This window comes from Ancylobacter novellus DSM 506 (assembly GCF_000092925.1).
GTDB lineage: Bacteria > Pseudomonadota > Alphaproteobacteria > Rhizobiales > Xanthobacteraceae > Ancylobacter > Ancylobacter novellus.
The window spans coordinates 2,274,774-2,300,030 of record NC_014217.1; the positions used below are offsets into that span (position 1 = coordinate 2,274,774).

General features: G+C 68.0%; 31 protein-coding genes. 8 read left to right on the forward strand and 23 right to left on the reverse strand.

Annotated features, from left to right (window positions below; all coding sequences use genetic code 11):
- Positions 1 to 109: 109 nt before the first annotated feature.
- The 3 genes from SNOV_RS10860 to SNOV_RS10870 all read right to left on the reverse strand — a co-directional run bounded on the left by SNOV_RS10860 (position 110) and on the right by SNOV_RS10870 (position 2,045).
- On the reverse strand, positions 110 to 886 hold the full coding sequence (locus SNOV_RS10860) for a molybdopterin-binding protein (protein ID WP_013166975.1): 777 nt from the start codon (positions 884 to 886) through the stop codon (positions 110 to 112).
- Complete coding sequence (locus tag SNOV_RS10865) at positions 883 to 1,722, reverse strand: cytochrome b/b6 domain-containing protein (RefSeq protein WP_013166976.1); 840 nt, start codon at positions 1,720 to 1,722, stop codon at positions 883 to 885. Before SNOV_RS10865 ends, SNOV_RS10860 begins: the two co-directional genes overlap by 4 nt.
- A gap of 62 nt (positions 1,723 to 1,784) precedes the next feature.
- Positions 1,785 to 2,045 carry a pentapeptide MXKDX repeat protein gene (locus SNOV_RS10870; protein WP_013166977.1) on the reverse strand — a complete coding sequence of 87 codons (261 nt, stop codon included), beginning with the start codon at positions 2,043 to 2,045 and terminating at the stop codon, positions 1,785 to 1,787.
- Positions 2,046 to 2,361: 316 nt separating this feature from the next.
- Here SNOV_RS10870 and SNOV_RS10875 point away from each other — a divergent pair, with 316 nt between their 5' ends.
- The 3 genes from SNOV_RS10875 (at position 2,362) to SNOV_RS10885 (ending at position 4,019) form a co-directional block, all read left to right on the forward strand.
- Positions 2,362 to 2,907, forward strand: coding sequence for a sigma-70 family RNA polymerase sigma factor (locus SNOV_RS10875; RefSeq protein WP_013166978.1), 546 nt, complete (start codon positions 2,362 to 2,364; stop codon positions 2,905 to 2,907).
- Between the two features lie 5 nt (positions 2,908 to 2,912).
- A complete protein-coding gene (locus tag SNOV_RS10880; protein ID WP_041783214.1) occupies positions 2,913 to 3,548 on the forward strand; it encodes an NrsF family protein in 636 nt (211 codons plus the stop codon).
- A 75-nt stretch (positions 3,549 to 3,623) separates the two neighbouring features.
- Positions 3,624 to 4,019 (forward strand): RidA family protein, encoded by a 396-nt coding sequence (locus SNOV_RS10885; protein ID WP_013166980.1) that lies wholly within the window; start codon positions 3,624 to 3,626, stop codon positions 4,017 to 4,019.
- Between the two features lie 57 nt (positions 4,020 to 4,076).
- Here SNOV_RS10885 and SNOV_RS10890 read toward each other — a convergent pair whose 3' ends face one another.
- From SNOV_RS10890 to SNOV_RS10925, 8 genes are all read right to left on the reverse strand, one after another.
- The gene (locus SNOV_RS10890; RefSeq protein ID WP_013166981.1) at positions 4,077 to 4,394 is read right to left on the reverse strand and encodes a hypothetical protein; all 318 of its coding nucleotides are present in this window, start codon (positions 4,392 to 4,394) and stop codon (positions 4,077 to 4,079) included.
- A 32-nt stretch (positions 4,395 to 4,426) separates the two neighbouring features.
- Positions 4,427 to 5,038 carry a hypothetical protein gene (locus SNOV_RS10895; protein WP_013166982.1) on the reverse strand — a complete coding sequence of 204 codons (612 nt, stop codon included), beginning with the start codon at positions 5,036 to 5,038 and terminating at the stop codon, positions 4,427 to 4,429.
- 97 nt (positions 5,039 to 5,135) lie between these two features.
- Positions 5,136 to 5,387, reverse strand: a complete 252-nt coding sequence (locus SNOV_RS10900; RefSeq protein ID WP_013166983.1) for a hypothetical protein — start codon at positions 5,385 to 5,387, stop codon at positions 5,136 to 5,138.
- Between the two features lie 94 nt (positions 5,388 to 5,481).
- Positions 5,482 to 6,600 carry a tetratricopeptide repeat protein gene (locus SNOV_RS10905; RefSeq protein ID WP_013166984.1) on the reverse strand — a complete coding sequence of 373 codons (1,119 nt, stop codon included), beginning with the start codon at positions 6,598 to 6,600 and terminating at the stop codon, positions 5,482 to 5,484.
- 55 nt (positions 6,601 to 6,655) lie between these two features.
- On the reverse strand, positions 6,656 to 7,504 hold the full coding sequence (locus SNOV_RS22610) for a formyltransferase family protein (protein WP_013166985.1): 849 nt from the start codon (positions 7,502 to 7,504) through the stop codon (positions 6,656 to 6,658).
- The gene (locus SNOV_RS10915; RefSeq protein WP_013166986.1) at positions 7,501 to 8,559 is read right to left on the reverse strand and encodes an ABC transporter substrate-binding protein; all 1,059 of its coding nucleotides are present in this window, start codon (positions 8,557 to 8,559) and stop codon (positions 7,501 to 7,503) included. The genes SNOV_RS22610 and SNOV_RS10915 overlap by 4 nt, the downstream gene beginning before the upstream one ends.
- A complete protein-coding gene (locus SNOV_RS22615) occupies positions 8,556 to 10,631 on the reverse strand; it encodes an MFS transporter (RefSeq protein WP_013166987.1) in 2,076 nt (691 codons plus the stop codon). The genes SNOV_RS10915 and SNOV_RS22615 overlap by 4 nt, the downstream gene beginning before the upstream one ends.
- Complete coding sequence (locus tag SNOV_RS10925) at positions 10,628 to 11,515, reverse strand: hypothetical protein (protein WP_144295979.1); 888 nt, start codon at positions 11,513 to 11,515, stop codon at positions 10,628 to 10,630. The genes SNOV_RS22615 and SNOV_RS10925 overlap by 4 nt, the downstream gene beginning before the upstream one ends.
- A gap of 163 nt (positions 11,516 to 11,678) precedes the next feature.
- Here SNOV_RS10925 and SNOV_RS10930 point away from each other — a divergent pair, with 163 nt between their 5' ends.
- Positions 11,679 to 12,101 carry a DUF6524 family protein gene (locus SNOV_RS10930; protein ID WP_013166989.1) on the forward strand — a complete coding sequence of 141 codons (423 nt, stop codon included), beginning with the start codon at positions 11,679 to 11,681 and terminating at the stop codon, positions 12,099 to 12,101.
- 1 nt (position 12,102) lies between these two features.
- Entirely contained in the window at positions 12,103 to 12,534 is a 432-nt protein-coding gene (locus SNOV_RS22620) for a DUF6524 family protein (protein ID WP_013166990.1), read from the forward strand.
- A gap of 71 nt (positions 12,535 to 12,605) precedes the next feature.
- On the opposite strand, the gene SNOV_RS10940 is transcribed toward SNOV_RS22620, so the two are convergent.
- The 4 genes from SNOV_RS10940 to SNOV_RS10955 all read right to left on the reverse strand — a co-directional run bounded on the left by SNOV_RS10940 (position 12,606) and on the right by SNOV_RS10955 (position 16,602).
- On the reverse strand, positions 12,606 to 13,604 hold the full coding sequence (locus tag SNOV_RS10940) for a cation diffusion facilitator family transporter (protein ID WP_013166991.1): 999 nt from the start codon (positions 13,602 to 13,604) through the stop codon (positions 12,606 to 12,608).
- 283 nt (positions 13,605 to 13,887) lie between these two features.
- A complete protein-coding gene (locus SNOV_RS22625) occupies positions 13,888 to 14,685 on the reverse strand; it encodes an MlaA family lipoprotein (protein WP_081440968.1) in 798 nt (265 codons plus the stop codon).
- 63 nt (positions 14,686 to 14,748) lie between these two features.
- Entirely contained in the window at positions 14,749 to 15,102 is a 354-nt protein-coding gene (locus tag SNOV_RS10950; RefSeq protein WP_013166993.1) for a hypothetical protein, read from the reverse strand.
- A gap of 9 nt (positions 15,103 to 15,111) precedes the next feature.
- Positions 15,112 to 16,602 (reverse strand): efflux RND transporter periplasmic adaptor subunit, encoded by a 1,491-nt coding sequence (locus SNOV_RS10955; RefSeq protein WP_013166994.1) that lies wholly within the window; start codon positions 16,600 to 16,602, stop codon positions 15,112 to 15,114.
- 299 nt (positions 16,603 to 16,901) lie between these two features.
- Here SNOV_RS10955 and SNOV_RS10960 point away from each other — a divergent pair, with 299 nt between their 5' ends.
- Positions 16,902 to 17,453: a hypothetical protein gene (locus tag SNOV_RS10960; RefSeq protein ID WP_013166995.1), complete on the forward strand. Its 552-nt coding sequence runs from the start codon at positions 16,902 to 16,904 to the stop codon at positions 17,451 to 17,453.
- A 103-nt stretch (positions 17,454 to 17,556) separates the two neighbouring features.
- Here the strand turns inward: SNOV_RS10960 and SNOV_RS10965 are convergent, their stop codons facing one another.
- The 4 genes from SNOV_RS10965 to SNOV_RS10980 all read right to left on the reverse strand — a co-directional run bounded on the left by SNOV_RS10965 (position 17,557) and on the right by SNOV_RS10980 (position 21,335).
- Positions 17,557 to 17,949: a hypothetical protein gene (locus SNOV_RS10965; protein WP_013166996.1), complete on the reverse strand. Its 393-nt coding sequence runs from the start codon at positions 17,947 to 17,949 to the stop codon at positions 17,557 to 17,559.
- 105 nt (positions 17,950 to 18,054) lie between these two features.
- Positions 18,055 to 18,576, reverse strand: coding sequence for a hypothetical protein (locus SNOV_RS10970; protein WP_144295980.1), 522 nt, complete (start codon positions 18,574 to 18,576; stop codon positions 18,055 to 18,057).
- A 42-nt stretch (positions 18,577 to 18,618) separates the two neighbouring features.
- Entirely contained in the window at positions 18,619 to 20,139 is a 1,521-nt protein-coding gene (locus SNOV_RS10975; protein WP_013166998.1) for an ATP-binding cassette domain-containing protein, read from the reverse strand.
- Positions 20,136 to 21,335 (reverse strand): hypothetical protein, encoded by a 1,200-nt coding sequence (locus SNOV_RS10980; RefSeq protein ID WP_013166999.1) that lies wholly within the window; start codon positions 21,333 to 21,335, stop codon positions 20,136 to 20,138. The genes SNOV_RS10975 and SNOV_RS10980 overlap by 4 nt, the downstream gene beginning before the upstream one ends.
- A gap of 80 nt (positions 21,336 to 21,415) precedes the next feature.
- On the opposite strand from SNOV_RS10980, the gene SNOV_RS10985 reads away from it, so the two are divergent.
- Positions 21,416 to 21,850, forward strand: a complete 435-nt coding sequence (locus SNOV_RS10985; RefSeq protein WP_144295981.1) for a DUF6524 family protein — start codon at positions 21,416 to 21,418, stop codon at positions 21,848 to 21,850.
- Between the two features lie 5 nt (positions 21,851 to 21,855).
- Here SNOV_RS10985 and SNOV_RS10990 read toward each other — a convergent pair whose 3' ends face one another.
- Positions 21,856 to 22,446, reverse strand: a complete 591-nt coding sequence (locus SNOV_RS10990; RefSeq protein ID WP_013167001.1) for a hypothetical protein — start codon at positions 22,444 to 22,446, stop codon at positions 21,856 to 21,858.
- On the reverse strand, positions 22,443 to 22,805 hold the full coding sequence (locus SNOV_RS10995; RefSeq protein ID WP_013167002.1) for a hypothetical protein: 363 nt from the start codon (positions 22,803 to 22,805) through the stop codon (positions 22,443 to 22,445). Before SNOV_RS10995 ends, SNOV_RS10990 begins: the two co-directional genes overlap by 4 nt.
- A 162-nt stretch (positions 22,806 to 22,967) precedes the next feature.
- Here SNOV_RS10995 and SNOV_RS11000 point away from each other — a divergent pair, with 162 nt between their 5' ends.
- Positions 22,968 to 23,162, forward strand: coding sequence for a hypothetical protein (locus tag SNOV_RS11000; RefSeq protein ID WP_013167003.1), 195 nt, complete (start codon positions 22,968 to 22,970; stop codon positions 23,160 to 23,162).
- Positions 23,163 to 23,169: 7 nt separating this feature from the next.
- Here the strand turns inward: SNOV_RS11000 and SNOV_RS11005 are convergent, their stop codons facing one another.
- Positions 23,170 to 24,609 (reverse strand): hypothetical protein, encoded by a 1,440-nt coding sequence (locus tag SNOV_RS11005; protein ID WP_013167004.1) that lies wholly within the window; start codon positions 24,607 to 24,609, stop codon positions 23,170 to 23,172.
- On the reverse strand, positions 24,606 to 25,241 hold the full coding sequence (gene parA, locus SNOV_RS11010; protein WP_013167005.1) for a ParA family partition ATPase: 636 nt from the start codon (positions 25,239 to 25,241) through the stop codon (positions 24,606 to 24,608). Before parA ends, SNOV_RS11005 begins: the two co-directional genes overlap by 4 nt.
- Between the last annotated feature and the right edge of the window lie 16 nt (positions 25,242 to 25,257).

The following is a 25,257-nucleotide window of genomic DNA, read 5'->3' on the forward strand; positions in this document are numbered from 1 at the left end:
AGCCCTTCCCGTTCGGATGGAACTTCCGAACGATCAGGAAGTGCTCTAGATTCAATAAGCTGGAGCAATTCCTCTTCGATCAGATGATTCCATCTGACCGGGAAATGCTCTAGATGCCGGCGTACCACTCATAGCCGCGGTCGGGCCAGAAGCCGCCCTGCCCTCCGCCGAGCCGGGCGAAGCTATCCACCAGCTCGACGCGCATGATGTATTTCGCCTGCTTGTAGCCGAGCTGGCGCTCCACCCGCAGCCGCAGCGGCGCGCCATGGGCGATGGGCAGGTCGTTGCCGTTCATGCCATAGGCGAGGATGGTCTGCGGGTGATAGGCATCGACGAAATCGATGCTCTCGTAATAGGCACCCGAGCCCGGCTCATATTCGTCGGCGCAGTGGAACACGACATAGCGTGCGGCCGCGGTCGGCTGCGCCTTGGCGAGAATCGCCGCGAGCGGCACGCCGGTCCATTTGCCGATGGCGCTCCAGCCCTCGACGCAGTCATGCCGGGTGATCTGGGTGCGCGCCGGCATGGCCTTCAGATCCGCCAGCGACAGCGAAAGCGGCTGGCTCACCTGCCCGTCCACCTTGAGCTGCCAGTCGGAAAAGCTGGTCTCGACGAGCCGCGCATAGGCGTCGCCCGCCGGCATGGAGGTGCCGTTGGAGCGGAAGACCGGCGACATGTCGGCCTCGGTGAATTCGCGGGCGAGCGCGTCGCGGCCGAGAAGCGCGCGCTGGCTCTTCATGGTCAGCCATTCGGCCGATTGCAGCACGTCGGTCACGTTCTGGTTCTGGCTCAGCGCGTCGAGCTGGTCGCAGCCGGCGAGCACGAGGCCACCGGCAGCGGCGAAGCTCGCGCGCAGCAGGCCGCGACGGGTGATGAGGCGGGTCATGACCGTTGATCCTCGGGGGTGATGGCGTAGCGCCCGGTGATCATCGAGCGCAGATTGTTGAAGGGCCCGGACAGCACCACCATCGCCAGATGGACAATGACGAAGGCGACCAGCAGCGTGGCGGCGACGAAATGCAGGGTGCGCGCCGATTGCCGCCCGCCGAACACGTCGACCAACCAGGGCAGCGCCGCGTCCATGCCCGGCGACATGGTGAGGCCGGTCGCCACCATCAGCGGCAGCAGCACGAAGATCACCGCGATATAGGCGAGCTTCTGCAAGGAGTTGTAGCGGCGCGCCGCCTCGCCCTTGGGAAAGCGCAGGCGCGCATGGTCGGCGATCTCATGTCCCAGATGCGAGGGCGTAAGCTCGCGGCCCTCCGGCAGCAGGTCGCGGCGGAAATGGCCGGCGAACAGGCCGTAGAGGAGGTAGATGAAGCCGTTGATCACCAGGAGCCAGGCGAAGAAGAAGTGCCAGCGCCGGCCGGTGGCGAGATCGCGATAGCTCGGCAGGGTGAGCCAGTCCGGGAAGGTGCGCGCGCGCTGCACGCCATCGACATTGGAGACGCCGAGCACGCCGGTGGTGGTGAAGGAGAGGCCGCCGACGCGCGTGACGCCGCGCAGGGCGTTGCCGTCCTGCTCCGCGCCGATGGAGAGGACGGACGGGTCGTTATTGGCGCCGTACTGGCCCCAATAGAGCGCCGGGTGGGCCATGAAGATCTGCAGGCCCGAGAGCAGCAGGAAAGTGAGGCACAGCACATTCACCCAGTGCGTGAGCCGCACCGCGAGCGAATGCCGGTGGATCAGTATCTTGCGGGGCGGCGCATCATGCGTGTCCATGGACGTCTCCTTGGAGCGTCGGCCCTCCCCCACCATGTGGGGTGGGGGAGGAAGGCGGCGGATCAGTTCGGCTGCGCCGACATGGAATCCGGCTTCATCGCGTCGGGCTTCTTCATAGCGTCGGTCTTCATGGCGTCGGTCTTCATGGCGTCCGGCTTCATCGTATCGGACTTCATGGCATCCGGCTTCATGGTGTCGGTCTTCATCGCGTCGGGCTTCATGGCATCCGGCTTCATCGCATCCTGGGCGAAGGCGACGCCGCCGAGCGTCACGAGACCGAGAGCGAGCACGGAAGCGGTGAGAGAGGTGCGGAACGTGATCATGGCTGGTCCTTCCTAGAGTTGCGCGCCGGCATCGCGGACGCGTCGGGTCGTGACCGCGATGCCGGCGGCATAGCGGACCGTGTGCCGGACGAGGGGTCCGGCCGTGAGGATGGAGGCGGCTTTCCGCCGGCGAGGAGCGAGGGCACACGGCCACCCGGAGCGGCTCAGTGCCGGCTCAAGGGGGAATACGGAGCGGCGCGCGGGCCGGTTACGCCGCTCACGCGCTCGTGACCGGCGAGGTTCTTCCTCGCTTCGCCCGGCGAAGCCGATGTAACCTTTCGGCGCGCGCCGCCGTATTAGGATTCATCGACCAAGAATGAGCCTCGTGGAAGAACAGTTGGGCGGCCTGATGCGGAAGTCGCTGGCGGGCGACGCCGGTGCCTATCGCGTGCTCCTCGGCGAGCTCGGCGTCCTGCTGCACAGATATTTCGCGCGGCGCCTCGGCCGGGATTCGGCGGATGTCGAGGATCTGGTGCAGGACACTCTCATGGCGGTGCATGCCAAGCGCGCGACCTACGACGTCGACCAGCCCTTCACCGTCTGGATCCACGCCATTGCGCGCTACAAGCTGATCGATCACGCGCGCTACCGCCGCATCCGCGTGACCGTGCCGCTGGAGGAGGATGAAGCCGTCTTCGCCTCGGACGAGGTCGAGGCGGCGATGGCGCGGCGCGATCTCGACGCCATGCTGGACACCCTTCCGGCGCAGCCGCGCACGCTGATCCGCGAGGTGAAGATCGAAGGACGCAGCATCGCCGAGACCGCCGAGAAGACCGGGCTGTCGGAAGCGGCGGTGAAGGTCGGCGTTCACCGCGGACTGAAGGCGCTCGCCGCCCGTTTTGGAGGAGCCAAGCACCCGTGACCGCGATGCCCGAACTGATCGACGCCCTGGTGGCGGATCTGCGCCCCGTGCCCCCCGGCACGGTGTGGCGGCGCATCGCCATCGGCGTGGGCGTCGGCGGCCTTGCCTCGGCGGTCCTCATGGTGCTCTGGCTGGGCCTGCGTCCCGACCTCGCCGACGCGGTGTGGACCACGAGCTATTGGGCCAAGTTCATCTACCCGCTGCTGCTCGGCATCGCCGGCATATTGGCGGTGGAGCGGCTGGGACGGCCGGGCGGCCGGGCGAAGCGCGCCGCGCGGCTCGCCGTCGCCGCGGTGGTGGCGGTGCTGCTGCTGGCGGCGGCCCAGTTCATGAACAGCCCGCCGGAAATGTATGGGGACCTGCTGATGGGTTCCTCGGCCATGCTCTGCCCGTTCTACATCGTCTCGCTGGCGACGCCGATCTATCTCGGCCTGCTCTGGGCGCTGCGCGGCCTGGCGCCGACGCGCCTCACCGTCGCCGGGGCCGGCGCCGGGCTGCTGGCGGGCGGCATGGGCGCCTGGATCTACGCCTTCCACTGCGGCGAGACCGCCATGCCCTTCCTCGCCACCTGGTACAGCCTCGGCATCGTCGCCTCGGTGGCGCTCGGTGCCCTCGCCGGGCGCTATCTGTTGCGGTGGTGAGCGCGCCGGTCCGCGGTTGACGCGGCGCGGGCGAGCCGGGACATTCCCGGCAGGACTCGTTCAGGGAGAGATGGAATGGCGCCGCAGTTTCTCATGGTTCCCGGCGCACCGACGCCGGTCGCGCCGTTCAGCCACGCGGTCGAGGTCGACGGCTGGGTCTTCGTCACCGGGCAGATGCCCACCTGGCCGGACGACGATTCCCGCGCCCTGCCCGAGGGCGTCGAGGCGCAGACCCGGCGGGTGATGGACAATCTCGCCCTGGTGCTGGCCGGGCTCGGGCTCGACCTGTCGCATGCGGTGCAGGCGCGGGTCTATCTCACCGAGTTCAAGCGCGACTATCCGGCGATGAACGCCGCCTATGCGTCCTATTTCCCGCCCGACCGGAGGCCGGCGCGCACCTGCATCGGCGTCACCGGGCTCGCCCGCGACGCGCTGGTGGAAATCGACCTCGTCGCGCGGCGGCCGGACTGAACGCCGACGGCCGCGCCGATAGGTTCGGAAGATCAGATCTTCGTCTCGCTGCCGGTGTCAGATCTTCGTCTCGCTGCCGGTGGCCGTGCCGGTGCTGGGGGTCGAGGGCGTGGAGCCATCGGTTGCCGCCGGCGGCTTGTCGCGGCGGATGATGATGTCGCCGTTGTCCTGCACCTCGGGCATCGAATAGGGCACGAAGCTCTTGAGGTAGTCGATAGCCTCGGTCGCCGCCTCGGAAAGCGACTTCTCGATCTTGTCGAAGGAGCTCGGCGGCTCGGTCGACTGGCCGCCGGACTGCGCGAGGGCGGCGGGCGCCGCCGCCATCAGCACCGATCCGGCAAGGCTGAGCGCCTTGAGATGTCTGGCGATGTTCATGGCCTTCTCCTCGTCACGGCGGATGGTCCGCCTCAATTGATCTTGAGCACGACGCGCTCGGACCGCCGGCGCAGCGCGCCGACAATGAGCAACAACACAAGGAAGATCCAAAAGTTCAGCCGGTTGACCACCCAGCCGGCATAGAAGAACAGGTAGACCGTCGCATAGGCGCCCCAGACGACGATCACCACGTTGCGGATGCCATGGGCGAAGGCGCGGCGCGAGCGATGGAGCAGCACCGGCCCGTAGAAGACCGCCCCGCCCAGCAGCAGCACGGCGAAGCCGGCGAGGCTCGGCAGCTTGCCGGAGAACGGCCAGACGAGGATCGCCGAAAGATCATAGGCGAGCGGGTTGGCCGGGCCGGCGAGGAACTGGCCGAACGTCATGTCCCACGGGCCGCCCTGGCGGAAGATCTCGCCCGGATCGAGCAGGGCCCAGTGGACGTTGGAGGTCAGCACGACCACGCCGGCGAATATGCCGATGGCGAGCGAGGACAGCTCGATATAGGGCGTGGCCGGCAGCTGGCAGTCCTGCACCGAATTGATGGCGCGGCATGAAGCGGCGAGCAGCGCGAAGGGGAAGATCGCCAGCGCCGCCACCTGGACCGCCAGTCCGATCGCCATGAGCGCGAGTTCGCTTCCCATCACCTCTTCGCCGTCTTCACTTCGGCGTACCAGACGCCAGCCTGTCCCTGCCGCACAATCCTACCGGCCGATGTCGACGCTGCGGTGACGTCCGCCGTCATAGCCGGCAATCCTCCGGGGCCCCCTGCCCCGGCGTGTCGCAATTGCCGGGCATCGACTGCGCGGGGACCCGCGGATCGAAGGAGCGTTCGACGATATCGCTCGCCTTCAGCACCATCCAGATCACCACCAGGAAGGCGACGACCCCGGCCAGCCCGAGCACGACGAAGCGCGCCCGATAGAGAATCATCACCACGGCGAGGGCCAGCGGGAGCAGGACGAAGCCGATAACGAACAGCGTCTCAAGCATGCCACCGAGGCCCCAGTCCGCGACGCCCGCCGCTGCGCCCGATCATGTCCTCCTTAGAACGCCGGTGGGCGGAAAGGAAGCCCGCGGAACCGCCTCACTGCACCGTCGCCGTCGTGCGGTTCTTCTCTTCGAGCGCCTTCTCCTTGTCGAGATAAGCCTGCGATATCGGGTTGAGCTTCAACGCCTTCTCGATCTGCTCCTGCGCCTTCTCCGGCTGGCCGGTGCGCTCATAGAGATCGGCGAGCTTGGCCTGCAGCTTGTCGTCGTGCGGGCTGATCAGCACCGCCGCCTCGTACTGGATGACGGCGTCGTCGAGCAGGCCGCGCTCGATCAGCATGTCGCCCCAGGCCGTGCGGCTGACGAGGTAGTTGGGATTCTGCTTCACCGCGCGGGCGAAATATTCGTCGGCGCGGTCATATTCCTTCCGGCCGGCATAGATGATGCCGAGATTGATCAGCGGGTAGAGGAAGTCGGGCTGCTGGCGCAGCGCCGCGTCGAGCAGCTCGACCGCCTCGTCATATTCCTTCTGACGTTGCTCGGGGGTGAGCGTGGTGTCGCGCTCGGCCTTGAGCATGTTCATGCGCCCGAGCAGGCCATAGGCGAGGAAGTGCTGCTCCGGCGGCTGGGTCTCGAGGAACTTCTTGATCGTCTCGTTGGTCTTGGGGAAATCAAACTGCTTCGCCGCCAGCTCGGTGCGGCGGTGATAGAGCGCGATGACGTAGGGATTGATGTATTCGAGGATCTGGACGCCGCCCTCATGCAGCAGGCCGTCGAGGTCGTCGGACTTGCCGCGCACGACGATCAGCTTGACCGGCTCGTCTTCCTTCTTGGTGTAGATGCGGATGATCAGCTGGGTCTCGTTGTTGACCTCGGTGATCTCGCCGTTGATGTAGTACTTGATCAGCCCGAGCACGTTGCGCGTGCCGTTGATCAGCAGGCCGACCTCGAAATAGTCCTCGAAGGCGCTGATGCCCTTCTCGACGCCGCCCTCGTCGATGTTGATCGCCTGCAGCTCGGAGGCGGCGGCGACGCTGAGCTCGCGCAGTTCGTCGGTCAGGATGCGGGTGGCGACGGTCGAGGTGTAGCCGGTCCATTCGCGGACCTGCGGAACATAGACCTTCTCGATCACGATATCTTCGCCGACGAACAGCGCGGCGACGAAGACCATCGCCGCCGCCACGGCCGGCAAAGTGAAGACGCCGAAATCCAACATTTAAGCCCCCGACCTACAGTTCCCGCCAACTGGCACCGCGCCCGGCGCCGTCTTCCTACACCCCATCGGCAACGACCGGCACTTCTTCGAAAATACCGAAGCGGCCAAGCAGTTCCCGATATTCCTCCACCGCGATCAACGACAGCCCGGCCGCGCGGAAGCGCTCGAATTCTGCCGGCGTCGGATAACTGTTCGACTTTACCTTGGAACTCCCTTGCGGAACAGCCGCCACGCTGCCCCCGCCGAGCAAGTTTTCGACCAGGTCGTTAATCAGCCGGTTGCCCAGCAGATGGCTGTCGAGATTGTGCGCGAAGGCGGAGCGGCCGGGCAGCAGCGGCACCCGTCCCTCCGCGACCAGCGGTCCGCTGTCGATGCCGGCGTCGACGAGATGCACGGAGCAGCCGAGCTCGGCCTCGCCGGCCAGCATCGAGAAGAAATGCGGGTAGAGCCCGGCATAGCCCGGCAGGCTGCCCGGATGCACGTTGACGATGCCGTGGCGCGGCACGCCGAACAGTCCGGGCGGAATGAGGAAGCTGAACCGCGCGGAGACGACGAGGTCGGGCGCGAACGCGGTGACGGCTTGCGTGAGCGCCGGGTCGTCCACCCCATGCGCCACCGACAGCGTGAAGCCGTGACGCGCCGCCAGTTGCGCCGGCGTCATCAGCGCGCCCGGACGCGCATCCTGCCGCGCCGCGTCGAGGCGCGGGAAGAGTGTGCCGAACGGCAGGTCGCGCTCGAAATACTTCATCCGCTTCAGCTCGGGCACGGCGAGCTCGACCGGGCGCGTGCGCTCGGCCAGCACGATGCGCAGCCGGCAACCCGGCAGCTTCGTCAGGCGCGCCACGAGGTCGTTCAGGAACACCGTCGCGGTCAGGTCGCGCTTGCTGAGGATGAGGATGTTCACGGCTTCGCCCCGCCGGCCGTCTTGTCCGTCTTGATCACCTCGATCGCGTTCATCAGCAGCAGCGGCGGGTAGAGCGCCAGCTTGTGGGCCACCTGCATATTGACGATCAGCGAGAAGCGGCTAAGCGCCTCGACCGGGATGTCCTCCGGCTTGCGCCCCTCCACGAGGATCTGCTCCGCCCGCGTGCCGGTAAGCTGGCCGACCGTGTAGTAGCGGCTGACCAGCCCGAGCAGCGCGTCGGATTCCACCACCGGCACCTCGCCCGCCGCCGCCACCGGGACGCCATGCTCCACCGCCGCGCGGGTGAAGACGTCGCGATTGTTCAGGATGAAGGAGGAGGAGCCGATATAGATGAGGTCGACCTTCTCGGCGGCGAGCGCGGCGACGACATCCGGCAGGCTGGAGGCGACCGGCTTGCCCGCATCGTCGCGCGGCACCGGCTTCGCCACCACCTCGAAATCCATCTTCTGCCCCAGCGCCCGCACCTTCTCGACCGAGGCGACCGCATTCACCTCGTCCTCATTGTAGGCGATGCCGATGCGGCGGACCGGCAGATAGGAGCGGATCGCCCTTATCTGCGTCTCCTCCGGCACGATCACCAGCGTGCCGGTGACGTTGCGCCCGGGCTTCTCCAGATCGGCCACCACCCGCGCCGCCACCGGATCGGTGACGATCATGAACAATGTCGGAATGTCGGTGAGATGACGCGCCGGGTCGACCTTGTCGTATTCGCCGACCATGCCGAGCGTCGCCGTGGTGCCCCAGGTGACGACGAGGTCGACTTTCAGCGCCCGCGCCTCGGCCACGAGGTCGGGGAACTTCAGGTTCAGCGTGCCGGCGTGGCGGACGAAGTACTGCACCGGCACATGGCGGGCGGCGAGATAGTCCTGGAAGCCGCGGCAGGCATCCTCGCAGCCGCGCCACAGCACCATCATCACCTTGAAGGGCGGCCGGCTCTTCGGCTCGGCCGCCGAGGAAGCCGGCGCCAGCGCCGCCAGCAGCATCAGCGCCAGGGCGAGGCAGGCGGCAAGGGAACCGAGGCGACGCGCGCTCATGCCGGCGCCTCGATCTTTGCCGCGCGCGGCCGGGCGATGAGGAGGACCGGAGCGGTGAGCGCGATCAGCGCGCCGATCAGCATGAGGGCGCCCGTGTAGCCGAAGCGATAGGCGAAGGCCGCCACCATCATCGGCCCGACCACGCTGCCGATGCGCTCCAGCATGCGCATCACGCCGAGCACCGTGGTCTGCCCGACCTTCTCGATTTCGGCAGCGCAGATTTCCGGCACCAGCGCGATCTGCGGCGAGATCGAGATGGCATGCGCCACCGCCACCGCCAGCACCGCCGCGGCGACGCCGTATATGTCGGAGCGCAGCCACAGGATGAACATGGCGAGCCCCGACAGCAGCGTGCCGACGAAGACCAGCGACAGGCCGTGGCCGCGCTGGTCGGCGAAGCGGCTGACCCATGGGCCGAGCATCACGATGACCAGCGAATAGAGGATCATCACCCGCGCCGTCTCGGCCTCGGAGACATGCTGGCCGGCGAGGTAGAGCGGCACGGCATAGAACAGGAAGCCGGTCAGCACGATCTTGTTGGGGATCGCCGCGAACAGCACCAGCGCCAGGAAGCGCGGGTTGCGCAGCGCGATGCGCAGGTCACTGATGCGGAAGCGGCGCGCCTCCTCCTCCGATTGCGTGCGCCCCATCAGGCGCAGCGCCAGAAGCCCGGCGACCAGCGCCAGCGCGGCGGCGCAGACGAAGACGACGCGATAGCCCGCGCGGTCGGCGAGGATACCGCCGATGGCGGTGCCGCAGATGCTGGCCGACATCAGCACGGTGACGAATACCGAGATGCCCTGCGTGCGCTCGCCCCGGCTCGTCACCTGCACGATGAAGCCCTGGGCGGCGATGGTGCACATGCCGTAGCCGATGGCGCCCGCCGCGCGGGCGGCGATCAGCTCCAACACGCTGCGCGCGGCGGCAGCGCCAATGAAGCCGAGAATGGCGACGAGCAGCCCGGCGATGAAGATGCGGCGTGGCCCGTAGCGATCCGACCAGGAGCCTGCGACCGGCGTCGCCAGCGCCAGCGTCGCCATGTAGATCGAGATCGGCAGGCTGATCAGCAGCTGCGGCGACAGCCACGACACATTGGCTTCGAGCGAGGCGATGTAGAGCGGCAGGAAGGATTTCTGCAGTTCCTCCGCCATCACGAAGACGAAGAGCGGCAGCCGCACGTCGGTGATCGAGGCGCGTATGCCGAAACTGTCGATCGGCCCGTCGGTGAGGCCGAAGCGCGCGCCGATGGCGGCGACGCGGGCGCGCAGCGCCGGCCGGCCCTCGCTGCGTTCGACGAGGCGGCGGTAGCGCTCGTTGAGCCCCTGCACCAGCGCATTGAAATGGCGTACCACCCGGCCGATGCCGTCATTGGCGCGATAGGCGATGCGCCGGTGCAGATTGCCTTTGCCGCCCGCCTCCACCGCGTCGATGAGCTGGTTGAGCGGGCGCACGGTGCGGCCGGTGAGCAGCACGACGGCCATCTCGAAGGCGAGGAACAGCGCCACCAGAAGGACGATGAACACGTCCTGCGCCAGCTCCTCGAACTGGCGGTCGATGAAGCGCGCGTCGAGCACCATAGCCACCACCGCGCCGGTGTTGCCGTCGGGCCCTTCCCCGCGGCTGAGCACGATCTGCCCGGCATCGTCCCAGACGATCTCGCGGTCGATGCTGCCGAGCGCGAAGATGCTCACCGGCTGCTTGAGCCGCTGCGCCAGCGCCTGCACGTCTTCCGGCCCGTCCGTGCCGGCGGCGAACACCAGCCTGCCCTCGCGGTCCAGCACTGCCGCGTCGGCGATCTCGGCATGGGTGGCGAGGATCTGGTCGAGATAGGCCGGCACGCCGACCACCTTGTCGAGCGGGATGCCGTAGCCGAGCGCCCGCTCCACATCGAGCGTGGCGAGCTCGGCGACGGTATCGGCCTTCTGGGTGATCTCGGGCGACAGCACCGCCTCGAACAGCCGATGCGTGCGCAGCGAGAGCAGCGTCGCCGCCGCGATGACGAGGGCGAGTGTGATCAGCAGGATGCGCGTGCGGATCCGCGCGACATCGTCCGCCGCCACCGCCTCGCTCACGGCACGCCTCCTGCCGCCATGCCGGCCGGCGCGGCCGCCTCGCCGTCCTTCGCCTTGCCGTGTTCGGAGGCGGCGAGGTCCCGCTCGGCCTCGGCGAGCGCGGCTTCCGCCTGCGTCGTCGCCTCGCGGAAGGCCATGATCGGGGCGCGCAGCGGCTCAGGCAGCCGCTCGTCGACCGCACGGTCGCTCGACGGGTCGAGCGCGTCGGCCAGCCCCCGCAGCGTGCGCCGCATGCCGCGCGTCGCCAGCAGCGCGAGGATGATGGCGAGCAGGGCGAAGGCGCCGAACACGGTGAGCGCGGTCAGCGTCAGCCGCTCGCGCATCAGCTCCATCTTGGCGTGGGCGTCGGCAGTCGAATAGACGATGGCGATGCCACCGAGCCCCTTGAGGAAGCTGGAATCGAGCCGGATGCCGGCGACGGCCGGATCCTCGCCGTCAATGTGCCAGGTCGCCTGGGTGGCATTGGCCTGCGCCGAGAGCCAGGTGGGGGGCGTCGCCTTGCCGACCTGATCCGACAGCGTCGAATAGAGTATGCGCCCGCTCGCCGTCTCGAACAGCGAGATGCTCTCGATATAGGGGTAGCGCGCCTTGGCCTGCTCCAGCACGCCCGGCGCCGCCTGCAGCCCCTTCAGTTCGAGGCCGAGATTGAGCAGCACCTCGATCGAGTCGCGGGTCCACGCCGTCACCAGCGCCACCCGGCGGTCGGAGAGCTCGGTATAGGTGGTGAGGAACTTGGAGTAGTTGAGCAGCGTCGCCAGCGCGAGCACGAAGGCGAGCGACACCAGCAGCGCCAGCGTGACATAGGTCGCCGCATGCAGCGAGGCGCGCAGGGAGCGCAGAAGCTGCCCCGGAGATCTCGCGCGGATTGGCACGCTGCTCGGCACGTCTGCCCCGTGGTGGACGCCGCCCCGCGACCGCCTATACTGGGGCGCGGGTGGATATTGCGAGATTCAATGAATAGCCGAACTTTAGGGAAATGCCAGCGAGCACCGAGGGTTCGTGCCGATTCTGTCGACCGTTTCGGCCCGGCGGGAGGCGCCTGACGCCATGCATGAGTTCGGCATCGTCGATTTCGTGCTGCGCCTGTTCTCCGGACTGGCGCTGGTGCTCGGCACCTACAACCCCTATGCCATGTCCTATTACCACTGGGTGACGGATTATCCCGGCAACGTGTCGGCCAAAATCCTCATCGGCGTGCTGCTGCTCACCCTGCATGTCGTGGCGATCCTTTCCAGCATGCGCTCGCTCGGCCTCATCGGCATCGGCCTGCTCACGGCGACCTTCGCCTCCGCCGCCTGGGTGCTGATCGAGAACGAGCTGCTTTATGTCGAGGACCCGCGGGTGTTCATCCTCATCCTGCTGGTGATCCTCGGCGGCCTGTACGGCTCGGGCCTGTCTTGGTCGCATCTGCGCAACCGGATCGCCGGCCAGGTCGACTCCACCGACGTGACCTTCAACTCGCCGGTGTGAGATGGCACGCCTCGACATCAACCCGCCGGTCGATTTCTTCCGGCTGTTCGCGCGGCGCGGCCTGCTGGCGGCGACCGTCGTGTTCGGCACCTACAATCCCAGCGGCTATTCCTATTATCACTGGGTGACGCAGGGCGAGAGCTTCACCACTGTCCAGTTCTTCGTCGGCGTCTTCCTGTTCACCAGCCTGGTGGCGCTGGCGCGCATGGCGTTCCTGAGTCTGGGCTATTTCGGCGTCACGGCGCTGTCGCTCATGGTGATCATGGCGCTGATCGGCGGCGTCGGATTGGGCTTCTTCGTGTTCGACGACATCCACGTCACCATCTATTTCCTGCTGTTCTGGATCTCGTTCATCCTCGGCACCGGCACCGGCTGGTCGTTCCTGCAGAAGCGCATCGCCGGCGAGCGCGACATACTGCGCACGCCGCCGTAATCGGCTTTCAGCTTATTGAATCCAGAGCACTTTCTTATCGTTCGGATGTTTCCATCCGAACGGAAAGGGCTCTAGTGCCCCGCCTGGACGAAGAGCGGCGGCGTCCCTTCGGGATGGTCTTCCGGCTCGTCGACCTCGATCGTCACATGGCCGATGCCGAAGCGCTCGTCGAGCCGGGCGCGCACCGCCGCCTTGACCGGGCCGGCGCGCACGCCCTCCTTCAGCTCGAGATGCAGCGAGGCCATCAGCCGCTCGCCGGTGAGGCCCCAGACGTGGATGTGATGCACGCCGGCGACGCCGTCGATCGCGGCAATCTCCTGCGCCACGACTGCGCCGTCGAGCCCTTCCGGCGTGCCTTCCATGAGGATGTTGAAGGCGCTGGCGATGATCGACCAGGCGCTGCGCAGGATCAGCAGGCTGACGAAGACGGACAGGATGGGGTCGATCGGCATCCAGCCGGTGGCAAGGATGATCAGCGCCGCCGCGATCGCCGCCACCGAGCCGAGCAGGTCGCCCAGCACATGCACGATGGCACTGCGCATATTGACGTTGCGGCTCTCGCCTGCGCGCAGCACGAGGAAGCCGCCGACATTCACCAATAGGCCGATGAAGGCGACGACCAGCATCGGCCCGCCCAGCACCTCGACCGGCTCGGCAAAACGCTCGATCGCCTCGTAGCAGACCCAGATGGCGATGAGGAACAGCGTCGCACCGTTCAGCAGCGCCGCCAGGATCTGGAAGCGGTGATAGCCGAAGGTGCGGCGCTCGTCGCTCGGCCGCCGGCTCAGCTTGAACGCCATCCAGGACAGGAACAGCGCCACCGTGTCGGAGAGCATGTGTCCGGCATCGGCGATCAGCGCCAGCGAGCCGGAGAGCCAGCCGCCGGTGGCCTGCGCCACCATGTAGGTGGCGGTGAAGATCATCACCCAGAAGACGCGGCGCTGGCTGTCGTCGGTGACGGCCATGCCATGGTCGTGGCCATCGCCGCCGCGCCCTGAGCCGTGCGCGCCCGGCGCGTGGTCGTGCGGGGCGTGATCGTGCGGCGGATGATCCTCGGTGGAGGCGCTCATCGGACAATCCTGTCAGGATGTGGACACATGGTGACGACCCGATGCCGCGCGCCGGGAAGATCGAAGCACAGGCCGAAGCACGGGTTGAAGCGGAAAGCCCGGCGCAGGAGCATTTACCGATCAGATGGGATCACCTGATCTAAGAGGAAATGCTCCTGCTTATTGAAGTTAGAGCACTTTCCTATCGTTCGGATGGAACCATCCGAACGATAAGGGCTCTAGCGCCGCGCAGACCATGTCGGACAGGACGGTCCGGCGCCGGGCGCCGGACCTGCCGCGGCGGTCAGTTGATGCGGATGACGCCGCCGAGCGGGCTGGGCTTGAGATTGGCAGCCGGGATCGAGCCGGCGCAGAGCTGCTCGCGGAAGCCCATATAATTGGCCCGCATGTCTTCATAGCTCGGCGCCGTGGCGGCGGGAGCCGCGGGAGCGGGCGTCGCCCCACCCGCCGGCGGCGTCACCACCACCGAAGTCTCGGCCGGCGGCAACGGCATGTCCGCAGCAGCGGCGGCGACGCGGTCGGCGACCACATAGGCGACGGTGCCGTCATCCCAGACCGAATAGGTGAGGCCGTAGGTCACGAGGGTGCCGGCGATCTCGCGGGTGTTGCTCGGACCGACGAAGGGCAGCACCAGATAGGGACCTGCCGGCACGCCGTAGCTGCACATGGCATTGCCGAGGTCATCGGCGCGCGACACCCAGCCCATGCGGGTGGCGACGTCGAAGATGCCGCCGATGCCGGCGACGCTGTTGATGGCGAAGCGGCCGATCGAGGTGCCGGTATTGCTGAGGTCGCCCTGCACGGCGCTGGAGATGGCGGTCAGCGGCTCACGCAGATTGGTGAACACGTTGTCGACGCCGATCTGCACGCTGGCGGGCACATTGTTGCGGTAGGCATTGATGACCGGGGCCGCCACCACCCCGACGAAAGCGGTGTTGAAGGTGTAGATGCCGCGGTTGAGCTGCTCCAGCGGATCCCAGACCGCCGAGGTCGCCACCTGCGCCGATGCCGGCACCGCTGCCGCCACCAGAATCGCCCCTGCCAGCGCCAAAGGCAGAGAAGTCTTGGATACCCGCATCATCTAGCTCCTCTATTCAGGTTCGCCGGCAGGGTTGCGCGGCTGCGAAGAAAACGGGCCACCGCGTCACGGCAGCACGGCATAGGCGAGAACCACGGCCCCGGCGGCGGCGATCCCCGTGGACAGGGAACCCGTCGCGGCAAAGCCGAGCGTGAATGCGCTGCCCAGCAGCGCGGTTCCATAAAGAACCTGCTGCACCGGCACCTCGAAGCCGAGGGGACCATCCTCGGCCGGCCTGGAGCGGGCCGCGTGCTCGTCCGCTGTCGGCAGGCGGGCTGGCTGGCCGAAGGAGACGGCCGGCGACAGCGCGGCCATCTGGCCGATCGGATCGGCGCGCGAGACCGAGGGGGCGGCCACCGAGGTGGCGACGAGCGTCGCCGCGAGCGCGGTGACGGTCAGGAACCCAGCCGATCTCGCCACCCTTCCCCCCTATCGAATCTGGTTGAGCAGACTGGCGCCCTCGGTGACGACGCGCGCGCCGTCCGAAAGCCCGGACTCGACGACCATCTGGTTGCCGGCGATGCGCGTGGCGCGGACCTGGCGCGGCATGAAGGTCTCCGCGCCGGTCCGCTCCCAGACGATCGAACGCCCGTCGGCGTCGCGGATCACGCTGGACGAGGGAACCTGAATGCCGGAGATGGTGCGGTTCTGCTGCACGATCACGGTGACCGGCGTGCCGACGGTGACGCCCTCATGCGCGCCGACCACGCGGAAGCGCAGCGGCACCGCCTGGTTGCTCAGCGTCATGCCGCCGCCGATGAAGTCGAGCTTCAGGGAACGCCCGGTCCGCGAGGTCGCGGTGGCGGAGCGGATGTTCTGGACGATGGCGGGATCATAGGCCGCCGCCTCGACCCAGAGCGTATCCGCGTCGACGATCTCGAACACGACCTGGCCCTGGGACACCGTGCCGCCGACCACGGCGGCGACATTGGAGATCACGCCGTCCCCCGTGGCGCGCAGCGCCTCGCGGCGGCCGAGCGCATTCTGCAAAGACACCAGCTCGCGGCGATAGCCGTCGATCTGCACCTTCATCGCTTCGATCTTGTTGGTGCGGTAGCGCACGAACAGCACGTCGCCGAGCCGCTCCATCTGCTTCTCGGCGAGCGAGATCTGGTTGGAGAGCTGCTGGATGCGCGCCTCGATCTGCGCCCGCTCCGACACGGCGACGGTGGGTTGCAGATAGGCGAGGAGATCGCCGCGCTTCACCCGCATGCCGAGATAGGGGAAGGATCCCGCATTAGCCTCGATGATGCCCGGAAGCGGGGCGTTCACGGTCGTGCCGGCCGAGGGGTCGGTGATGACGTGGCCGGGAATCTCGTAGGCCATGGCGACGTCGCCGGCGCGGCCGGTCTGCCAGCGCAGCGAGAACACGCGCTGCGTCGACATGGGCAGGAAGGCCGTGCCGTCCGGGCGGCGGTGCGGCGTGTCGCGCAGAAGGTCGAGCGCCGCGCGCGGCTGCTGCTGCGGCGCGATCACCGGCGGGGCCTGCTCGGCCTGCGCCACCTTCTCGTCCTTGACGGCCTGGCCTGGGTCGACGGCCGCGACGGCGCCGGCAGCCGCCGCCTGCGGCGACGCCGCCGGCACGCTGTCGGAAAGCGAGGCTACCCGATAGCTGCCGCCGGCCGCACGCTCATCGGCAAAGCGCGACGAGCCCTCGGTGCGGCTCATGAGGACCGGCAGGATCGGGCTCGACGTCGCCGCCGGCCGGTTGGCGGCCTGCGGCAGCACGGTCGCCGCGCGCGTCTCCGGCGCGCCGCCGGGCTTGGCGCCGGAATCCTTGGCCGGCGGGTTGATGCCGTAATCCTGGCCCTCGGTATTCGCCATGTAGTTGGCGATATATTCCGCACTGACCTCGCTAACGACTGTTGTCGCGGCGAGCGCCGCCGCGAAAACCATACTGGTCACAAAGTAATAGAGCATGATCGTCCCAAAGGCGCGCAACGTCTGGCGCCCGCAAGGCGCCGCCTTTTCCAAGTGGGGCGACTGTAGCACGTTCATACCGCGACGCGAAGGAAATCGCGGGCCTGCCGGCCTTGATGACGCAAGGTTTTTGCGCGGAGCTCTGCGTCATCCGTGCGACACATGCGGCGGGCGCGAAAAGCACATCCGGCGGCATAATGCACTGCGGGGAGCGTGATAGCGGCCGGGAGCGCCGATAGGGCTTGATATGGAGCCGGCGGTGAATATTGTCGGGTCTTCTTTTGTCGGGCGGACATTCAATGAGACGGCTCTATTCGAAGCGCGTGGCGGCCCGGCTGGCCGGCGGCGTCCTGTGCCTGGGCCTTGCCGGTGCGGCGCCCGCGGCGGCGCAGAACATCGCGAGCGACATGGATTTCCGCGGCATGAGCACGCTGCGTGTCGCCGCCAGCCCGATGACGGTCGAATCGCTCGATTGCGGCATCGAATCGGCCAGCCTCGTGCGCGAATTGCAGAAGCAGTTCGAAGCCGAGGGGCTCAAGCCGGCGGCGTCCGACGGGGCGCTCGGCGTCGTCACCGTGCTCTCGACGCGCGACGGCGACCGGAACCTGTGCAATTCCACGCTGATGCTCGGCGCCTACAAGAAGGCGTCGTTCTTCGACAAGGATGTCGGCTGGATTCGCAGCGGCTATGTGGTGGTGTGGCAGAGCGCGGTTCTGGTGACCTCGCCGTCCGAGGGCCATGCAGTCGAGGTGCGCGATGCCCTCTCCCGCCTCGGCGATGCGCTGCTGGGCGACTGGCGCACCGCCAACCGCCCGGCCTCCGCGGCAGCCGCCGTCGCGCCGGCCCAGTAGCTGGCTACCATCCGGCGATCAGCGGCAAAGCACGCAGAAAAGAAAAGCCGGCCACCCCGAAGCGGGACGGCCGGCATCCATGTCGCAGCCCGATCGGTGCGGCTCAGTTCCCGTACACCCAGTAGCCGACATAGCCGCCGACCACCGCGCCCACGGCGGACACCGCGATCTGGCTGGCCATCATCGCAGAGCCCGCACCGGCCGCCATCGTGCCGCCGCCGCCAGCCGCCGCGATGGCCGGCGTCGCCAGGCCGGCGGTCAGCATGTTGGCGACCATGATGCCGCCGACCGCGCCGACGGTGATGGCGACGATCTGGTAGGGATCGGTCGCGTCCGGGTCTTCCGGCTTCGGCACGGAATCGGAGAGCGAGGTGGACGGCACCACTTCGGTGCCCGGCGGCGTGACCGTCGCCGGCGCCTGGTTCTGGGCGGCGGCCGGCAATATGCTCGCCGCGCCGAAGGTAAGGAGGGTCAAGGCAAGGATCAGACTGCGCATGGACTTCTATCCCCTGGCTATGCCGCGATCCCGCACGCGGCGTGAGGCACGTCTCTAAAGTCCGGAACTCCGCACCCGGGCGCCCGAACGCGGCCGCCCGCCGGGCTACACGCTCCGGAACGGAAGCGCGAAGAAAGGAGCCGGCTTCTTTTCTTTGCCAATCTTATCATACCATCCGCGTGACATCACCATCGTCCGCTTCGGCCGGAACTTGTTCTGCTCCATGACCTGCTTGACGAAGCCGCGCGCCTCCTCCTCGGTCAGCACGCCGCCGGACAGCTCGTTGTAGAGCTCCGTAGCCTCGCGGAATTTCTTCTTGCCGATTTTCTTGCGCTTGCCGCCATAGCGCGAAAGGATCGGCAGGATACGGCTGTCGACCTCGCGCTCGAGATACATCTTCTGCTGCTGCGCGACGTAAAGCACGATGCCGCGCGCATCCTGTGGATCGAGCCCGAACTGGGAGATGCCCTGCTCGAGCAGCCGGCGCTCCTCGGCCTTGGAGAGGAACGGACGGTCCATGGCCGCCAGCTCCACATAGCCCATGAACCGATCACCCGCAGTGTCCTTAGGCATTGCCCGCCCCGAATTCGATGAACAACGCCACCGGCGCCGCCCCAGCCCCATCATCGCACCGCCCGGCAACGCCGGCGTGACTGATCGTTTCCAGCCTCATCGCCAGAACTGCAATATCGCGAAAAAGGCGTGAGAAAGCAGTGTCAAAGATACTCCGATCACGATCGCCTTGGCGATAGCGTTGTTGATCGATACCACCGACAATTTCGGGCGCAGGCCGATGAGGATCGCCGCGCCGCTGCCGAGCAGCGAGCTCAGCGCGATCTTGGCCCCCACCCATCCGAGCTGCGCATAGAGCGCGGGGCCGGCTTCGATGAGCCGGCGGAAGTAATTCTCCTGCCAGAACTCCATCGGCTGGTCCGGAAAGAACACCTGCCACGTCTGCAGCGCCGCCCAGGAAGCGGTCGCCAGCGCCGCCACGGTCAGCAGCGACAGCGACAGCGTGTTGGCGACGAAGATCGACACGACGAGGTAGCGCAATCCGGGAATGGCGAGGTTGCGCATCGCCGGCAGCTGCGCCGACAAGGTGCGGTTGCCCAGATCCGCGCAGATCACCGCGCTGTTGCGCGCCACCACCAGGATGGAGGCGATGAGCGGCACCGAGATGGTGGTCTGCACGAAGCCGATGCCTGCCAGCGTCTCGTCGTGCAGGATCGACTTCAGATACCCGCCGAAGGAATGGTAGTTGAAGCCGAACCACATCGACACGAAGCCGAGGATGGCGCCGCCGAGCCCGAGATAGGCCAGCATGAAGGGCGAGGCGCACAGCACCCAGAAATACTCGGCGAAATAGCGCGCGAACCAGCGCAGCGGATGGCCGCCGCGCATGCTGCGGCGCCAGGCGGACGCCTCCGGCGCCGGCGCGCCGCTCTCCGCCGCCGACAGCGCGACTTCGCCCTCGATATCGAGCCCCTTCATGGCGCGCTCGATCGCGCCCATGTCGGGGGCGACCTGCCGCACGGTGCGGCTGCGCGTGTCGAGCAGCAGCACCTTGTCGGCCAGCGGCAGCAGGTCGTCGACATGGTGGGCGGCGATCAGCACCGGCGTGCCGCGCTCGGTGCAGATGTCCTTAATGATGCCGGCGAGCCGGCGCGAGGAGATGATGTCGAGGCCGGAATTGGGCTCGTCGAGAATCAGGATCGGGTGGCCGGCGATCAGCGTGCGGGCGATGGCGATGCGCTGCTTCTGCCCGCCGCTGCAGGAGGCGATCGGCTGCTCGGGCCGGATATCGGCGAGCAGCGACATGATCGGGCCGGCGTCGTAATGGTGCGCCGACTTCGGCGCGTGGTCGGCGGCGATCTTCACGTTCTCGCCGGCGCTGAGGTCGTCGAACAGCGCATTGCCCTGGAAGACGAGGCCGCACATGTCGCTGCGGCTGGTCGAGAGGTCGACCACCCTCTCGCCATAGCTGAGCGTGCCCTCGATTTTCCACTCGCCGTCGCGCTCGTCGATCAGCCCACACAGCGTGTTGATGATGCTGGTCTTGCCGCTGCCGCTCGGGCCGATGATCAGCACCAGCTCGCGCGCGCCGACCTCGAAATGCGCCCGACGCACCAGGTCCACCCCGTGCGGGGTGGTGATGGTCAGGTCGCGTACCGACAGGACGAGGCCGCTCACGATCCGGCTCCCCTGCCCGGCCCGACCCGCTCGAGCGTCACCGCCGCGTCGCTCTCGACGCCCTGCAGCCGCTTCAGGTCCTCCGGCGTCACCAGCATGATCAGCGGCGTGCGCGCGGCCATGGCGAAGGCCTTGAAGACGTGCGCCGCCAGCGGGTTCAGCGTGCTCTCCGAGCCGAGCCCGCCGAGATGCTGCGGCAGGGCGCCGGCGAGCATGGCGACCGAATCGGTGAAGGGCCGCAGCATCGCCCGCAGCCGCACATCCCAGAACATCTGCGTCACCACCGCGGGCACGCGGCGGTCGCGCAGCAGCGCGTCGATGGAACCGATGACGATGCGCTCGGTGAGCTGCCGCGCCTCCCGCGTCTCCAGCTGGGCGCGGCCGAAATTGACCAGCACCTGCTGCAGCCGCGGATCGGCGAGCGTCTCGCTCATGGCGCGGATCGCCGGCTCATAGTCGAGCCCATAACCGAAGGGGACGCCGATGGCGCTCGCCCAGTTGGCGCGCACCATCTGCCAGAACGCGCCCGAGAGCCGGCTCACCAATATCTCCTGCACCTCGCCGCGCAGGGCCCGGCGCATGGCCGGCTCGGCATTGGCGAGCAGCCCCTGCAGCGCGGCCTGGGTGCGCGGGTCGCGCCAGGCGCTGGAGATCGCGTCGGTCAGCATGGCCCGCAGTTCGGGGCGGTATTCATTGGTGAACACGTCGGAGGTGATGATGCGCTCGATCGCCTGCGCCGCCATGTCCTGCACCAGGCTGATGCGGTGGCGCAGCTCGGCCTGCGAGCTCTCCGTCGCCGCCCCCCACAGCACGCTGATGCTCGCATCGGCGAGGATCGCCTCGTCGGCGTCGGCATATTCCCTGACGGTGCTGGGGAACAGGTCGACGCGGATGCGGCCGTCCTTGCCGATCACCGCCGTGCCGTGCCGCACCACGCTGTGGTCCGGCCGCATGACGAAGACGGGGATCGTGCCGGCAAAGGTGATGGTCTGCGCCGTGGGCTCGCGGAAATACAGCACCCGCGCATCGCTCGGGGCGTGCGGCAGCACCCGCCAGGCGGCGCCGACGAAAGCGGCGATGATGGCGAGCGAGGCGAGGACACCGCCGGCATATTGCACGCCCGGGCTGAAGGTCGGCCAGCGCCTTGGCAGGAACCGGCGGAGCGGCAGCCGCGGCATCGATATTCGCGCGATCATCGTGCCGCCCCTGCCCTTCGCGTTGCGCGGCGCGGCGAAGCTTCTAGAATTGCCGGCAGGCCAGAGAGGAGACGCCGTCCTTGCGTATTCGCCACCCCAGTGTGCGCAATTTCGGCCTCACCATGTTCACCACGCGCCTGCTGGGCGCGCTGTTCCTGGTGATGTCGACCTACAATGCGAGCGGCTATTCGCTGCTGCACTGGGTGAGCGAACGCTGGTCGCAGGACTGGACGGTGCAGCTCCCGATCATCACCCTCTACGTCGTCATCTATCTGCTGCTGGTGCGCGTCACGGTGCGCCAGCTGCGCGCGCCCGGCATTGCGCTCACCGTCGCCCTGCTGGGATCGCTGGCCTATTTCCTCGTCGATGTCGGCATCGTGCCGCTGGAGGACGGGCGCGACCTGCTGCCCATCCTGCTCTACATGCTCGGCGGGCTGATCGCCGTCGGCCTGTGCTGGGCGTCGGCCTGGGTGATGCTGACCGGACAGGTGAGCGTCGACAATCTGAACGCCTGAATAGGTCACGCCAGACGCGACCTCAGCGCAAGCAGGGCCGTCACGGCCGCATAGATGGCGAGGGCGATGCCGGCGAGCACGAGGCCCGAAGCGGTGGTCTGCGGGATGGTGAGCTGGCGCGCGGAAGCAAGCTGGACACCGGCCTGCGGCAGGATCAGCACCATGTTCTCGGTGCCCTCCTTGTCGCCGATCTTGTAGGTCATCTCCAATTCGCTGCGGCCGGCCGGCAACATGACGTCGCTGGCGACATAGGTGCCGGGCACGACCTCCTCGAAGCTCACCGGCACGAAGTCGATCGTCATCTCGATCTCGGCGCCGGTGGTGGGCTGGCCATCCGAATAACGCTGCAGGAACAGCACCAGCTTGTTGCGGTCATAGGCGAGCACGACTTCCTGGTTGCCGATGCGCGTCTCCGTGCGCGGCGCCACCGTGATGGTGCGCGGGCCGCCGCCGCCATGGTCATGGCCGTCCTGGGCGGCGGCAGCGCCGCCCATGCCGACGAGCAGCGCCGCCGCCAGCAACACGCCGCTGAGCAGTGCGCTCGCCCTGCCCGCCGCCGCGCGCGCGGCCTGCCTGAAACCCCGCGCCTCAATCATTTCTTTTCACCATGCCATGTGCCAAGTCGCCGGCCGAAGACGGCCTCGATACGCTCGTCCCTGCCGTAGAGCGCCTCCTCGCGCCGGTTCTCCGAGCGCACGTCGTCGATCAGCCAGCGCCAGAACCTCATCCGCCGGCTTTCCTCGTGGAGGCTGCCGAGCAGGATGCGCATGACCGACATCGTGACCCGGTGCTCGCGCTCGAACTGCGTGCGCAGCCAGCGCTCGCGCTCCAGCGCCGCCTCGGCCTCGCTGGTCACGGGAGCCGGCTCCGGGGCGTCCGGCCGAGCGGGCTCGTCCGCCGGACCGGAAGCGGGAGCGGCGGAGGCGCGCTCGGAATCGTCGGATGGCTCGGTCATCGGCGGTCACGGCATCGGGAGGCGCGGCGGCGCACATCGGCGCGAGGACACCGTGCGACGGCCGTCCCGTGTCCATCCGCAGGCGCGACACAAGCCGGACGATACCACGCCTTTACGGAGCGGTCGCCGGTTTCTATTGTCATGCCATTGCGGAGGGTCAGCATGCTCTACATCGTTCCGATAGCGGTCGTCTTACTGGGCTTCGCGGCCGACGTCCTGGTGGAGATCTCCGCCGAACTGTCGAGCGACGTGCTGGTCGAGGCGGATGCCGGCGTATCGTCGCATGGCAGCCGCATCGTCGGCGGCAACATCGTCGACATGCGGCCGGAAACCTCGCTCTCCGGCACCGTGCGGTAAGGCGCGCTCACGGCGTCGCCCCCTGAGGCGCGGTCCCGTTCGGCACCGCGCTCGGAGGGACGGGCGCTGAGAGATCGACGGTCGCCTCCGCGGCCGCCGGCGTCGGCTCGGAAGCCGCGGCAGGCGCCACCTCCACCGGAATGGCGTTGACCGGCGCGACCGCCGGGGCGGGCTCGACCGCCGCCTCGGGCGTGGCCGCAGGCGGCAGAGTCGCCGGCTCGCCCGACGGGTCCGTCGGCAGCGGATCGGCGATATCGGCGGCCGGCAACTCCTTGGCGATCTTCTCGCGCAGGCGGTCGACGACGATCCGGGTCATCTCGGTGATGGCCGTCTCGTTGCGCAGATAGTTCCGCGCGGCGTCGAGCCAGGGCGTCATCGCCACCACATAGTGCGCGTCCATGTCCTGCAGCGCGCCCACCGCGCCGGCGACGTCGCCAACCGCGAGCATCCTGTCGGCGCGGGTCACGGCGAGGTTTGCCGCTTCGAGCTTGTACGGCTCGGTGGAGATCACGTACCGGTTCACCAGCGACATGCTGTACTGGTAGTAGCCGGCCGGCGCGCCGATGTTCAGCCCCGCCGCCGCGGCATAGGACGGGAACACACGCTGGAGTTCCGCCGCGTTCGGGATGCCGGTGCGGGCCGGTCCCATCAGCTGGGTGAGATAGCCGGAGAACAGATCGTTGTTGCCGGCTATGGCGTAGACATTCATCAGCTCCGCCTCGAAGGGGCGGCCGGTGTAGAAGGTCGTGCGCAGCTGGCCGAGGGCGACCGAGAAGACCGGCGAATCGGTGCCGATCGGGGCTTCGGCCTGCTGGGTGTTATCGGTGACCGCCTGCTTGAGCGCGCCGATCTCGGTCGCCTGCTCGGCAAGCTTGGTGTCGGTGCTGCTCTGGTCGTCGAGGGACTGGGCCATCTCGTTGTTCAGCCGGCCGAGCTTCTCCCCGGCGCCGCGCAGGCTGACTTCGACATTGGTCACGCGCTCGGCCAGCGGCACCAGCCGCGCATCCGTCACCGGCATGAGGCGCGGCATGAGGATGGCGGCGATGGCCGCGACCGCCGCACCGGCGACGGCGCCGCCGGCGATGCCGAGCCATGGCGGCAATTCGCTCGAGCCCTTCTTTCCCGCGCGTCCCGCCGGCGGGCGCACCGCCTCCGGTTCCCCGGCAGAGGCTTCGGCAGAGGCTTCGGCAGGAACTTGGGTAGGCGCTTCGGCAGGCTCCGAAGCGGCAACCGCGGCGGCGATCGGCACCACCGACGCCTCGACGGGTGCCGCCTTCTCGTCGGCACTGGTCTCGCCATTGCGCAACCAGTCCTCGATCGAGGCCGGCGAGGCGTTCGACGGCCCGGCGTCAGCCGGAGCGCCCGGAACCGCGTCCTGCCCGCTCTCCGGCGTCTCGCGCTGCACCAGCGTCGGCTTCGCCCCTATGGTGACGCGCTTTGCCGTCATAGTCCCTGCTCCTTGAGCTCGGCCGTCAGGGCCGTGATTTCCTTTGCCGCCTGTCCGCGCCCGTCGAGCTCCCGCACGAGCCGGCCGGTCGCCACGCTCTCGACGAAAGCAATACGCTGGCCAATGACGGTATTGAGCGCCGGAATCTCGCCGTCGAGCGCCGAGCGCATGTCGCGCCCCACCACCGTGCCGGTGATGCAGCGATTGACCACGAAGGCGGCCTTCAGGTCCGGCTTGAACATCCGCGCCTCGTTGACCAGCCCGACGATCTCCATGCTCGCCCACAGGTCGTAGGAGGACGGCTGCACCGGGATCAGGATCAGGTCCGAGGCGAGGATGGTGGAGCGCGCCAGCGCGGTGACGCGCGGCGGTCCGTCGATGACGATATGGTCGTTGGCCTTGGCGAGGTCCGGCACCTCCTGGTGCAGCACCTCGCGGGCGAGGCCGATCACGCCGAACAGGCGCGGCAGGCCGCTTTGGGCGCGGGTCTGGGCCCAGTCGAGCGCCGAGCCCTGAGGGTCGGCGTCGATCACCGCCACCCGCGCGCCCTCCGACGCCAGTTCGCCGGCGATATGGGTGGCGAGCGTGGTCTTGCCCACGCCGCCCTTCTGGTTGAGCAGCCCGATGATCATGCGCCGTCCCCCGGCT

What these genes read in the sequence shown, in the direction of transcription:
- SNOV_RS10860 (WP_013166975.1), bottom strand. Translation starts at nt 886, where the DNA reads ATGACCCGCCTCATCACCCGTCGCGGCCTGCTGCGCGCGAGCTTCGCC.
- SNOV_RS10865 (WP_013166976.1), bottom strand. Translation starts at nt 1,722, where the DNA reads ATGGACACGCATGATGCGCCGCCCCGCAAGATACTGATCCACCGGCAT.
- SNOV_RS10870 (WP_013166977.1), bottom strand. Translation starts at nt 2,045, where the DNA reads ATGATCACGTTCCGCACCTCTCTCACCGCTTCCGTGCTCGCTCTCGGT.
- SNOV_RS10875 (WP_013166978.1), top strand. Translation starts at nt 2,362, where the DNA reads ATGAGCCTCGTGGAAGAACAGTTGGGCGGCCTGATGCGGAAGTCGCTG.
- SNOV_RS10880 (WP_041783214.1), top strand. Translation starts at nt 2,913, where the DNA reads ATGCCCGAACTGATCGACGCCCTGGTGGCGGATCTGCGCCCCGTGCCC.
- SNOV_RS10885 (WP_013166980.1), top strand. Translation starts at nt 3,624, where the DNA reads ATGGCGCCGCAGTTTCTCATGGTTCCCGGCGCACCGACGCCGGTCGCG.
- SNOV_RS10890 (WP_013166981.1), bottom strand. Translation starts at nt 4,394, where the DNA reads ATGAACATCGCCAGACATCTCAAGGCGCTCAGCCTTGCCGGATCGGTG.
- SNOV_RS10895 (WP_013166982.1), bottom strand. Translation starts at nt 5,038, where the DNA reads ATGGGAAGCGAACTCGCGCTCATGGCGATCGGACTGGCGGTCCAGGTG.
- SNOV_RS10900 (WP_013166983.1), bottom strand. Translation starts at nt 5,387, where the DNA reads ATGCTTGAGACGCTGTTCGTTATCGGCTTCGTCCTGCTCCCGCTGGCC.
- SNOV_RS10905 (WP_013166984.1), bottom strand. Translation starts at nt 6,600, where the DNA reads ATGTTGGATTTCGGCGTCTTCACTTTGCCGGCCGTGGCGGCGGCGATG.
- SNOV_RS10915 (WP_013166986.1), bottom strand. Translation starts at nt 8,559, where the DNA reads ATGAGCGCGCGTCGCCTCGGTTCCCTTGCCGCCTGCCTCGCCCTGGCG.
- SNOV_RS10930 (WP_013166989.1), top strand. Translation starts at nt 11,679, where the DNA reads ATGCATGAGTTCGGCATCGTCGATTTCGTGCTGCGCCTGTTCTCCGGA.
- SNOV_RS22620 (WP_013166990.1), top strand. Translation starts at nt 12,103, where the DNA reads ATGGCACGCCTCGACATCAACCCGCCGGTCGATTTCTTCCGGCTGTTC.
- SNOV_RS10940 (WP_013166991.1), bottom strand. Translation starts at nt 13,604, where the DNA reads ATGAGCGCCTCCACCGAGGATCATCCGCCGCACGATCACGCCCCGCAC.
- SNOV_RS22625 (WP_081440968.1), bottom strand. Translation starts at nt 14,685, where the DNA reads ATGATGCGGGTATCCAAGACTTCTCTGCCTTTGGCGCTGGCAGGGGCG.
- SNOV_RS10955 (WP_013166994.1), bottom strand. Translation starts at nt 16,602, where the DNA reads ATGCTCTATTACTTTGTGACCAGTATGGTTTTCGCGGCGGCGCTCGCC.
- SNOV_RS10960 (WP_013166995.1), top strand. Translation starts at nt 16,902, where the DNA reads ATGAGACGGCTCTATTCGAAGCGCGTGGCGGCCCGGCTGGCCGGCGGC.
- SNOV_RS10965 (WP_013166996.1), bottom strand. Translation starts at nt 17,949, where the DNA reads ATGCGCAGTCTGATCCTTGCCTTGACCCTCCTTACCTTCGGCGCGGCG.
- SNOV_RS10970 (WP_144295980.1), bottom strand. Translation starts at nt 18,576, where the DNA reads ATGATGGGGCTGGGGCGGCGCCGGTGGCGTTGTTCATCGAATTCGGGG.
- SNOV_RS10980 (WP_013166999.1), bottom strand. Translation starts at nt 21,335, where the DNA reads ATGATCGCGCGAATATCGATGCCGCGGCTGCCGCTCCGCCGGTTCCTG.
- SNOV_RS10990 (WP_013167001.1), bottom strand. Translation starts at nt 22,446, where the DNA reads ATGATTGAGGCGCGGGGTTTCAGGCAGGCCGCGCGCGCGGCGGCGGGC.
- SNOV_RS10995 (WP_013167002.1), bottom strand. Translation starts at nt 22,805, where the DNA reads ATGACCGAGCCATCCGACGATTCCGAGCGCGCCTCCGCCGCTCCCGCT.
- SNOV_RS11000 (WP_013167003.1), top strand. Translation starts at nt 22,968, where the DNA reads ATGCTCTACATCGTTCCGATAGCGGTCGTCTTACTGGGCTTCGCGGCC.
- SNOV_RS11005 (WP_013167004.1), bottom strand. Translation starts at nt 24,609, where the DNA reads ATGACGGCAAAGCGCGTCACCATAGGGGCGAAGCCGACGCTGGTGCAG.
- parA (WP_013167005.1), bottom strand. Translation starts at nt 25,241, where the DNA reads ATGATCATCGGGCTGCTCAACCAGAAGGGCGGCGTGGGCAAGACCACG.